This window comes from Streptomyces sp. ActVer, assembly GCF_027270795.1.
GTDB classification, from domain to species: domain Bacteria; phylum Actinomycetota; class Actinomycetes; order Streptomycetales; family Streptomycetaceae; genus Streptomyces; species Streptomyces umbrinus_A.
The window spans coordinates 1-10,934 of record NZ_JAPWHT010000352.1 but is presented as its reverse complement, the minus strand read 5'-3'; the positions used below and the strand labels follow the sequence as shown (position 1 = coordinate 10,934).

Sequence of the window (10,934 nt, the reverse complement as noted above, 5' to 3'; positions counted from 1 at the left end):
CGCCCATCCGCTCCTGGAGAAGCTGGGCGCCCTGCCCGCCACCCCGCGTGCCGTCCTCACCCCCCGGCAGGCCCGCGCGGCCGTCGCCGCCGGGGCCCGCGTCGGGCGCGCCCTGGAGATCCTCGGCGAGGAGGTCCCGGCGCACCTCGCGGCCGCTGGACGGCTGCGCATGGAGCACAAGCAGGCCTCCCTGGAGGAGCTGGGCGCGCTCGCCGACCCGCCGCTGACCAAGGACGCCGTCGCGGGCCGTATCCGCCGGCTGCTCGCCATGGCCGACAAGCGGGCCCAGGACCTCGGCATCCCGGGGACGGAGTCCACGCTCACCGAGGAGATGGCCGACAACCTCGCGGGCTGAACCACGGAGATCGTCGCGGGCCGAGCCACGGAAATCGCCGTGGCCGTGGCGCGCCTCAGCTCCCCGGGCCGGTCCGCGGACCCGTCCCCGGTGCTCCACCCATGCCGGGGAAATCGGCCCCGATCCTCAACACGCCGGTGCGTGCGCCCATTTGGGGCAACCGCACCGGCGTCTTGCTGTCGTCGATGCGCTCTTGACTTGACCATGAAGTGTCATGAGCCTGGCATCTGTTCGCTGCTGTGGCGGACAACTGCAAGGGGGGCTCATGAGACGAAGAGCGAGATCGATCCTCGCTGCCGGCGCGCTCCTGCTCGGCGGAGTGGCCATCGCACCCATGGCACAGGCAGAACCCGGCGCGACGACCGCCCCGGGCGCGGACGAGGTCAAGGTGTTCCGCGCGGACGTCACGAAGGAACAGGTACCCCTGCTCCTCGCGGCGGGCCAGGACAGTCAAGAACTGGGCGAACAGGTCCCGGACAAGGGCACGGCCACGGTCGAGGTCTACCTCACCGACAAGCAGGCCGACCAGTTGGAGAACAAGGGCGTCGACCTCGCCGAGCACAAGCTCTCGGCCAAGGCACGCGCGCGCGTGGCCGCCGCGGGGGACGGCGTCTACCGGCCCTACAGCGGCAAGGGCAACCTCCAGGAGGAGATCCTCAGGACCGGGCAGCAGAACCCGTCCCTGACGAAGGTCGTCTCCATCGGCAAGACCCTCCAGGGGCAGGACATCCTGGCCCTCAAGCTCAGCAAGGGCGCCAGGACGACCAAGGACGGCGCCAAGCCCTCCATGCTGTACATGTCCAACCAGCACGCCCGTGAGTGGATCACGCCGGAGATGACCCGGCGTCTGATGCGCTACTACCTGGACAACTACGGCAAGGACCAGCGCGTCACCAAGCTCGTGAACTCCACCGAGCTGTGGTTCGTCCTGTCCGCCAACCCGGACGGCTACGACTGGACGTTCAAGGCCGAGGGCGACCGCCAGTGGCGCAAGAACATGCGCGACGTCAACGGCGACGGCGGCTGGACCACCGGCGACGGCGTCGACCTCAACCGCAACTTCTCCTACAAGTGGGGCTACGACGACGAGGGTTCGTCCCCGTACCCGACCAGCCAGACCTACCGCGGCGCGAGCCCCGGCTCCGAGCCCGAGACCAAGGCGCTGGACGCCTTCGAGAAGCGCATCGGCTTCGACTACGGCATCAACTACCACTCCGCCGCCGAACTGATCCTCTACGGAGTCGGCTGGCAGGTGGCGACGCCGAGCCCGGACGACGTGCTCTACAAGTCGCTTGCCGGAACCCCCGAGAACCCGGCGATCCCCGGCTACCGCCCGCAGGTCTCCTCCGAGCTCTACACGACCAACGGCGAGGCCGACGGGCACGCGTCCAACGTCAACGGCACGGCGATGTTCACCCCCGAGATGTCGACCTGCCAGACCGCGTCGAACGTCGACCCCAACGACGCCTGGAACGCGGTGGACTGTGAGTCGATCTTCACCTTCCCGGACGACGAGAAGCTGATCCAGCAGGAGTTCGCCAAGAACATCCCCTTCGCGCTCTCCGTCGCCGAGAGCGCCGCCAAGCCCGACCAGCCGAAGTCCTCGGTCGGCATCGACGCCCCCGACTTCACCCCGGCCCCCTTCACCACGTCGTACTCCCGCGGCGCCGACCAGGAGATCACGGTCGTCGCCCGCAAGTCCGTACGCGACAAGGAGCTCAGGTACCGCGTCAACGGCGGCCGTACGGAGGACATGGCGCTCAAGCCCTGGAAGGGCGGCGAGACCTTCGGAGGCGAGGACAACCTCTACTTCGACGAGTACCGCGCCTTCGTGGCGGACGGCGACCCCGGCGACAAGGTCGAGGTCTGGTTCACCGGCGAGACGAAGAGTGGGAAGCCCACCTCCAGTGAGCGCTTCACGTACACCGTGGCCGAACGGCCGCGCGCCGACACGCTGGTGGTCGCCGAGGAGGGTGCCGCCGCGGCGACGCAGGCACAGACCTACGTCGACGCCCTGAAGGCCAACGGCCGCAAGCCCCTCGTCTGGGACGTCGCCACCCAGGGCGTGCCGGACGCGCTCGGCGTCCTCGGCCACTTCAAGAACGTCGTCCACTACACCGGCGCCGACCGCCCCGGCTACGCCACGCAGCTGCAGCTGCGCGCCTACCTCAACGAGGGTGGCAAGCTGATCGAGGCGGGCGAGCAGGCGGGCGGCAACGTCGCACTGCCGGGCGCCCTGACGAACGACTTCAGCCAGTACTACCTCGGCGCCTACTCCCGTACGACGACGCCGGGCGTCACGTCCTTCACCGGCTCGGGCAAGCTCGCCGGAGCCACCGGACCGCTCGGCGGCGCACCCGGCAACCCGCTGAACGCGGCGGGCGCCTACAGCGTCACCTCGGACACGCTGCCCGTCGGGACGTTCCCGCAGTTCGCGAGCGCGGGAGCGGGAGCGTACCCGGGGACCGTCAACCCCTACGGTCCCTTCGAAGGCGCCTCCATGGCGGCGGTCACGCACTCCGACTACGCCTGGAACCGTCTCACCCGCACCATCGACCTCACCGGGGTCACCGCGGCCGACGCGCCCACCCTGCGCACGCAGCTCCTGTGGGACACCGAGGCCGGCTACGACCACGCGGCGCTCGAAGCGCACACGGCCGGGGCCGACGACTGGACGACGCTCCCCGAGAAGGGCGGCGCCACCAGCACCGCGGTTCCCGTGGAGTGCGAGGCCGGGTACTTCATCCAGGCGCACCCCGCCCTCAAGCGCTATCTGACCCCGGGCTCCGCCGGCTGCACCGCGACCGGCACGAGCGGCTCCTGGAACAGCTTCACCGGGGCCTCCGACGGCTGGCAGGAGGTCAACTTCGATCTCTCCGCGTACGCCGGAAAGACGGTGGAGGTGTCGCTGAGCTACATCACCGACCCGGGATCGGGCGGTCGCGGTGTGCTCGCCGACAACGCCTCCGTCGTCATCGGCGGCACGGCCGGCCAGACCGACGGCTTCGAGACGTCGCTCGGCGCCTGGAGCGTCCCCGGGCCGCCCGCGGGCAGCCCCGCGGTCGTGAACGACTGGGGCCTGTCCGGCGAACTCTTCAAGACGTACGGAGCGGTCACCACGCGTGACACCGTGCTGCTCGGCTTCGGCCTTGAGCACGTCACCGCGGCTGCCGACCGAACGGCCCTGCTCGGCAAGGCCCTGGCGGCTCTGCGCAGCTGACAAGGGCGAACAAGGGCGTCGAGCCCGGGCGGTCCGTACCCCTACTGGTGGGTACGGACCGCCCTGCCGTGTATGGGGCACTCGATGTCACTCCGGGAGCGTCAGGGAGGTAGGGTCGTAGGCGGTCGGGGACATCCCATACAAACTCGCCGGCGTCCAAAGCCGGCGTTCCTAACGAGGAGATCGGTTCGTGACGATCCGCGTAGGCATCAACGGCTTTGGCCGCATCGGTCGTAACTACTTCCGCGCGCTGCTGGAGCAGGGTGCAGACATCGAGATCGTGGCTGTCAACGACCTGGGTGACACCGCGACCACCGCTCACCTGCTGAAGTACGACACCATCCTGGGCCGACTCAAGGCCGAGGTGTCGCACACCGCCGACACGATCACCGTCGACGGCAAGACGATCAAGGTTCTTTCCGAGCGCAACCCCGCCGACATCCCGTGGGGCGAGCTGGGCGTCGACATCGTCATCGAGTCGACCGGCATCTTCACCAAGAAGGCCGACGCCGAGAAGCACATCACCGGTGGCGCCAAGAAGGTCCTCATCTCGGCTCCGGCCAAGGACGAGGACATCACCATCGTGATGGGCGTCAACCAGGACAAGTACGACCCGGCGAACCACCACGTCATCTCGAACGCCTCCTGCACCACCAACTGTGTGGCGCCGATGGCCAAGGTTCTCGACGAGAACTTCGGCATCGTCAAGGGCCTGATGACGACGGTCCACGCGTACACGAACGACCAGCGCATCCTGGACTTCCCGCACTCGGACCTGCGCCGCGCCCGCGCCGCCGCCGAGAACATCATCCCGACCACCACGGGTGCCGCGAAGGCCACCGCCCTGGTCCTCCCGCAGCTCAAGGGCAAGCTCGACGGCATCGCGATGCGCGTCCCGGTCCCGACCGGCTCGGCCACCGACCTGGTCGTGACGCTGCAGCGCGAGGTCACCAAGGACGAGGTCAACGCCGCGTTCAAGAAGGCCTCCGACGACGGCGACCTCAAGGGCTACCTGGCCTACACCGAGGACCCGATCGTCTCCTCGGACATCGTCAGCGACCCGGCCTCCTGCACCTTCGACTCCTCCCTGACCATGGTCCAGGAGGGCAACACGGTGAAGATCCTCGGCTGGTACGACAACGAGTGGGGCTACTCCAACCGCCTCGTGGACCTCACGGTCTTCGTCGGCGGCCAGCTCTAAGTCCCAGAGCAAGGCCTCTCGATGTGAGCACAGGGCCCGGGCAGCGCGGCGGTGCGCTGCCCGGGCCCTGTGCCGCGTGCTGATCGATCAGCCCTCTCGGACCACTTGAGCCTTCTCTAGGAGCCCCTCATGAAGACGATCGACGAACTTCTCGCCGAAGGCGTGGACGGCAAGCGGGTCTTCGTCCGCGCCGACCTGAACGTGCCGCTGGCCGAAGGCCGCATCACCGACGACGGCCGCATCCGCGCCGTCCTGCCCACCGTCAAGGCCCTCGCCGAGGCGGGCGCCAAGGTGGTCGTCGCCTCGCACCTGGGCCGCCCCAAGGGCGCCCCGGACCCCGCCTTCTCGCTGCTTGCCGCCGCCGAGCGCCTCGGCGAGCTGCTGGGCGCCCCCGTGGCCTTCGCCCAGGACACGGTCGGCCCCGCCGCGCACGACGCCGTGAACGGGCTGCAGCCCGGCCAGGTCGCGGTCATCGAGAACCTGCGCTTCAACGCCGGCGAGACGTCCAAGGACGACACCGAGCGCGGCGAGTTCGCCGACCGGCTCGCCGCCCTGGCCGATGTCTACGTGGGCGACGGATTCGGTGCCGTGCACCGCAAGCACGCCTCGGTCTTCGACCTTCCGGCGCGGCTGCCGCACTACGCGGGCTACCTCATCGCCACCGAGGTCGGCGTCCTGAAGAAGCTCACCGAGGACGTCAAGCGCCCCTACGTGGTCGCGCTCGGCGGCGCCAAGGTGTCCGACAAGCTCGCCGTGATCGACCAGCTGCTCGGCAAGGCCGACCGGCTGCTGATCGGCGGCGGCATGGCGTACACGTTCCTCAAGGCCAAGGGCTACGAGATCGGCAAGTCCCTCCTCCAGGAGGACCAGATCCCGGCGGTCCAGGAGTACATGGAGCGGGCCGAGAAGAACGGCGTCGAGCTGGTCCTCCCCGTGGACGTACTGGTCGCCTCCGAGTTCCCGGACCTGAAGACCAAGGCTCCGGCCAACCCCACCACCGTCGCCGCGGACGCCGTCCCGGCCGACCAGATGGGCCTGGACATCGGTCCGGAGTCCCGCAAGCTGTACGCATCGAAGCTCACCGACGCCGCCACGGTCTTCTGGAACGGTCCGATGGGCGTCTTCGAGCACCCCGACTACGCCGAGGGCACCAAGGCGGTCGCCCAGGCCCTTCTCGACTCCCCGGCCTTCACGGTCGTCGGCGGTGGCGACTCCGCCGCGGCCGTCCGCATCCTGGGCTTCGACGAGACCGCATTCGGCCACATCTCGACCGGCGGCGGCGCCTCCCTCGAATACCTCGAGGGCAAGACGCTCCCCGGCCTCGCCGCACTGGAGGACTGACCCCGTATGACCACTCGTACGCCGCTGATGGCGGGCAACTGGAAGATGAACCTCAACCACCTCGAGGCCATCGCCCACGTCCAGAAGCTCGCCTTCGCCCTGGCCGACAAGGACTACGAGGCCTGTGAGGTCGCGGTTCTGCCGCCCTTCACCGACCTGCGCTCGGTGCAGACCCTGGTCGACGGGGACAAGCTCAAGATCAAGTACGGCGCCCAGGACATCTCGGCGCACGACTCCGGTGCCTACACCGGCGAGATCTCCGGCTCGATGCTGGCCAAGCTCAAGTGCACCTACGTGGCGATCGGCCACTCCGAGCGCCGCCAGTACCACAACGAGACCGACGACGTCGTGAACACCAAGGTCAAGGCCGCCTACAAGCACGGCCTCACCCCGATCCTGTGCGTCGGCGAGGAGCTGGACGTCCGCGAGGCGGGCAACCACGTCACGCACACGCTCGCGCAGGTCGAGGGCGCTCTCAAGGACCTCCCGGCCGAGCAGGCCGAGACGATCGTGATCGCGTACGAGCCCGTCTGGGCCATCGGTACCGGCAAGGTCTGCGGCTCCGACGACGCCCAGGAGGTCTGCGCGGCGATCCGCGGCAAGCTCGCCGAGCTGTACACGCAGGAACTGGCCGACGCCGTCCGTATTCAGTACGGCGGCTCCGTGAAGGCCGGCAACGTCGCCGAGATCATGGCGAGGCCTGACATCGACGGTGCCCTGGTCGGCGGCGCGTCCCTGGACTCCGAGGAGTTCGTCAAGATCGTCCGCTTCCGCGACCAGTGAGCCGTGTTCCGTAGCGATCCGGCGACCTGCGTGTAGGCCGTAGCGGCGTTACGTCGTACCCTTGCGGGGGCCGGGCGGCTTCGTACCCGAAGCACCGGCCCCCGTCGTCCGTTCCAAGTCCGAGGAAGTTGGTCCAGCCGTGGTTATGGGGTTCTCGATCGCCCTGATCGTCTTCAGCCTGTTGCTGATGATGCTGGTGCTGATGCACAAGGGGAAGGGCGGCGGCCTGTCCGACATGTTCGGTGGCGGCATGCAGTCCTCCGTCGGCGGCTCCTCGGTCGCCGAGCGCAACCTCGACCGCATCACCGTGGTGGTCGGTTTGCTGTGGTTCGCGTCCATTGTGGTGCTGGGTCTTCTGATGAAGGTCAACAACTGATCACCGCCCGACATCGGAACGCCAGCACAAACGCACATTACGCAAGCACATTCCGCACGTAAGGCCCCATGTACGGTACGCGCCCGCAAGCGCGGCCTATCATGGGGCTTGCGTCTTGCGGCGGGGTGTAACTCCATCTACTAGACGCGCGTTGGGCCTTACGTAGACTGAGGCGCTCGCAGCGAAGCGAAACGCCGACTCGCTTTGCGGCACCATTACGCAGGGAGTTACGACCGTGGCAAGTGGCAACGCGATCCGAGGAAGCCGGGTCGGGGCGGGGCCGATGGGCGAGGCCGAGCGTGGCGAGTCCGCGCCGCGGCTGCGCATCTCCTTCTGGTGCTCGAACGGGCACGAGACGCAGCCCAGCTTCGCCAGCGACGCGCAGGTCCCCGATACCTGGGACTGTCCGCGCTGCGGCTTCCCCGCCGGACAGGACCGGGACAACCCGCCGGACCCGCCGCGCACCGAACCGTACAAGACGCACCTCGCGTACGTACGGGAACGGCGCAGCGACGCGGACGGCGAGGCCATCCTCGCCGAGGCGCTCGCCAAACTGCGGGGCGAGATCTAGGAGTTGAGGTCCGGCCGGACACCCACGGGTGTCCGGCCGGACTCGTTTGGGACGCCTACGGGGCCATGCCCCGAAAGAGTGCCGGACAGTACGACACCGGTCCGGTGGCCTCGCCCTGCGCGAGCGCTGCGGCCCGCCTTCCGCATTCTGTTCCTCACCGCGCTGATACCCCTGCTCAAGCCGGACGTATCTGTTGTTGAGCCGGACGACGGCGGGACGACAGCTCACGTCCCGCCCTGATCAATTAGGTTGGGACCGGCAGCGGGGCAAGGTACGCAGCACAGGCAGGAAAGAGGCGGAAGTCCCACATGAACGCAGACAGCCGTACCAGGCTCGACCAGACACCCGAGTGGACCGCTCTGGCCGGGCACCGGGAGGAACTCGGCGAGGCGCAGCTCCGTGAGCTGTTCGCCCAGAACCCCGGGCGCGGTACCGGATACACGCTTCAGGTCGGCGATCTGCACGTCGACTACTCCAAGCACCTGATCACCGACGAGACGCTCCGGCTGCTGCGCGCGCTGGCCGCCGCCACGGACGTGTTCGGACTGCGGGACGCCATGTTCCGCGGCGAGAAGATCAACACGACCGAGGACCGTGCGGTCCTGCACACCGCGCTGCGCGCCCCGCGCGACGCGGTCGTCGAGGTCGACGGCGAGAACGTCGTACCGGCCGTGCACGCCGTCCTCGACAAGATGGCCGGCTTCGCCGAGCGCGTCCGTTCGGGCGAGTGGACCGGGCACACCGGCAGCCGCATCAAGAACGTGGTGAACATCGGCATCGGCGGCTCCGACCTCGGCCCGGCGATGGCGTACGAGGTGCTGCGGTCCTTCACCGACCGGGACCTGACGGTGCGCTTCGTGTCGAACGTGGACGGGGCCGACCTGCACGAGGCCGTCCGCGACCTGGACCCGGCCGAGACGCTGTTCATCGTCGCCTCGAAGACCTTCACCACCATCGAGACGATCACCAACGCGACCTCCGCCCGCAACTGGCTGCTCACCGAGCTGAAGGCCGGCCAGGAAGCCGTCGCCAAGCACTTCGTGGCGCTGTCGACGAACGCCGAGAAGGTCGCGGACTTCGGTATCGACACGGCCAACATGTTCGAGTTCTGGGACTGGGTCGGCGGCCGCTACTCGTTCGACTCGGCGATCGGTCTGTCGCTGATGATCGCGATCGGCCCGGACCGCTTCCGGGAGATGCTCGACGGCTTCCATCTCGTCGACGAGCACTTCAGGACCGCGCCCGCCGAGTCCAACGTACCGCTGCTCCTTGGCCTGTTGGGCGTCTGGTACGGCAACTTCCACGACGCCCAGTCGCACGTGGTGCTGCCGTACTCGCACTACCTGTCCAAGTTCACCGCGTACCTCCAGCAGCTCGACATGGAGTCCAACGGCAAGTCCGTGGACCGCGACGGGCGTCCCGTGGAGTGGGAGACGGGTCCCGTCGTGTGGGGCACGCCGGGCACCAACGGACAGCACGCGTACTACCAGCTCATCCACCAGGGCACGAAGCTGATCCCGGCCGACTTCATCGGCTTCGCCGAGCCGGTCGCCGATCTGCTGCCGGGTCTTGTCGCCCAGCACGACCTGCTGATGGCCAACTTCTTCGCGCAGACGCAGGCGCTGGCCTTCGGCAAGACGCCGGACGAGGTGCGGGCGGAGGGCGTGCCCGAGGAACTGGTGCCGCACAAGACGTTCAAGGGCAACCACCCCACGACCACCATCCTCGCGCGCGAACTCACCCCGTCGGTGCTCGGCCAGCTCATCGCCCTCTACGAGCACAAGGTGTTCGTGCAGGGCGCGATCTGGAACATCGACTCCTTCGACCAGTGGGGCGTCGAACTCGGCAAGGTCCTCGCCAAGCGCGTGGAGCCCGCGCTGACGGAGGGTGCGGACGTGCCGGGCCTCGACGAGTCCACCACCGCGCTCGTGGCCAAGTACCGGGAACTGCGGGGCCGGAAGTAGTCGTGGAGTAGTCGTGTGGGTCGGGAGGCGGACGGCGGAACGGCCGTCGCCCTCCCTTACAATTTCGGGCGATCATGACGTCGAGGGCTCGGGGGAGCTGAACATGGCTGGTTCGCGCGGAAGATGGCTCAGCCGCAATCTGTCGGTGGCGTCGATTCTGCAGCCCAAGGCCGTGGCGCAGGCAGTGTTCCACCCGGCGTGGATCCCGCCGGCGGTCGATCCGTCGGTGGAGCGCCTCAAGCGTGTACGTGTCGTTGCCGGAGCTGTGGCGGCGTTCGGCGTGTACACGTTCGTTGAGGGCAAGTTCGATTTCAACGAGGTGCTCGAGAACATCGTGGTGGCGGCCCTCGTGCTGCTGTTCATCACCCCGCTGACCGTGGGCGTGATGCTCTTCGTCTGGCGGCGCACCGGCAGGATCCGCGAGCTGCGAGGGTCCCTGTTCAACTCGCTCAAGCTGCTGCTCCTCTTCATCGGCATGGTCGTCGGGACGGTGCTGCTGTGGCAGCTGTCGATCCAGCTCGGCACCATCTGGACGGTGGTGCTCGGCCTGCCGGCGATGTGGATCACCGGCATGCTGATGTACGGGGCCGTGCAGCTGTCCGGGAACTTCTTCGGTTCCGCCGCCGTGCACCGCGCCCTGCCGGCGCTGCTCGCCACCGTGACGACGTGGCTGATGGCCCTTCCGGACCTGGTCACCGGTGATCTGCACGGGCTCAGCCTCAAGCTGGGGGTCGTCTTCATCCTGGGCGCCCCGCTGACGGTCACGGGCATCGCCGCCCTGGAGCTGCAGCGGCTCCGACGCCACCACGGCATCCGGCTGAGCGCGCATCCGTCGACGCTCCCGCCTCCGCGGCCGTACGCGCCGAACAGCGGGTTCGTGCCGCCGCAGGGGAACATGTACCCGCCGCCGGGGCAGCCGTACGCGCCTCCCGGTCAGCCGTACATGCCGCCGGGCCAGCCGTACGCGCCGCAGGGCCAGCCGTACCCGCCCGGCAACGGTGTGCCGTATCCGCCGTACGTCCAGGGCAACCCGTACGGACCGCCCCAGCCGCCGCAGTCGCCGTACCGGTCCTGACCTGCCCGACTCGGCCGCCCCGGCCCGCACAGGCGGCCCAGGCCACCG

Annotated in this window: 9 protein-coding genes; all 9 read left to right on the top strand. The window is 68.7% G+C overall.

The genetic code is table 11. The features are described 5' to 3' along the window. Positions 1 to 355 (top strand): DNA-binding protein WhiA (gene whiA, locus O3Q52_RS38860; RefSeq protein WP_269653294.1); only part of this gene is annotated, 355 nt, incomplete at its 5' end. A 265-nt stretch (positions 356 to 620) separates the two neighbouring features. Then, positions 621 to 3,575, top strand: a complete 2,955-nt coding sequence (locus tag O3Q52_RS38855) for a M14 family metallopeptidase (protein ID WP_269653293.1) — start codon at positions 621 to 623, stop codon at positions 3,573 to 3,575. Between the two features lie 190 nt (positions 3,576 to 3,765). Further along, a complete protein-coding gene (gene gap, locus O3Q52_RS38850; RefSeq protein WP_055615081.1) occupies positions 3,766 to 4,776 on the top strand; it encodes a type I glyceraldehyde-3-phosphate dehydrogenase in 1,011 nt (336 codons plus the stop codon). Positions 4,777 to 4,905: 129 nt separating this feature from the next. Beyond that, positions 4,906 to 6,117: a phosphoglycerate kinase gene (gene pgk / locus O3Q52_RS38845; protein ID WP_269653292.1), complete on the top strand. Its 1,212-nt coding sequence runs from the start codon at positions 4,906 to 4,908 to the stop codon at positions 6,115 to 6,117. Between the two features lie 6 nt (positions 6,118 to 6,123). Beyond that, on the top strand, positions 6,124 to 6,900 hold the full coding sequence (gene tpiA, locus O3Q52_RS38840; RefSeq protein WP_269653291.1) for a triose-phosphate isomerase: 777 nt from the start codon (positions 6,124 to 6,126) through the stop codon (positions 6,898 to 6,900). A 145-nt stretch (positions 6,901 to 7,045) separates the two neighbouring features. Next, complete coding sequence (gene secG, locus O3Q52_RS38835) at positions 7,046 to 7,276, top strand: preprotein translocase subunit SecG (protein WP_055615078.1); 231 nt, start codon at positions 7,046 to 7,048, stop codon at positions 7,274 to 7,276. A 235-nt stretch (positions 7,277 to 7,511) separates the two neighbouring features. Then, the gene (locus O3Q52_RS38830; protein ID WP_003957010.1) at positions 7,512 to 7,847 is read left to right on the top strand and encodes an RNA polymerase-binding protein RbpA; all 336 of its coding nucleotides are present in this window, start codon (positions 7,512 to 7,514) and stop codon (positions 7,845 to 7,847) included. A gap of 308 nt (positions 7,848 to 8,155) precedes the next feature. After that, positions 8,156 to 9,811, top strand: a complete 1,656-nt coding sequence (gene pgi, locus O3Q52_RS38825) for a glucose-6-phosphate isomerase (protein ID WP_269653290.1) — start codon at positions 8,156 to 8,158, stop codon at positions 9,809 to 9,811. Between the two features lie 103 nt (positions 9,812 to 9,914). Beyond that, positions 9,915 to 10,886 carry a hypothetical protein gene (locus tag O3Q52_RS38820; RefSeq protein ID WP_269653289.1) on the top strand — a complete coding sequence of 324 codons (972 nt, stop codon included), beginning with the start codon at positions 9,915 to 9,917 and terminating at the stop codon, positions 10,884 to 10,886. Positions 10,887 to 10,934 lie beyond the last annotated feature (48 nt).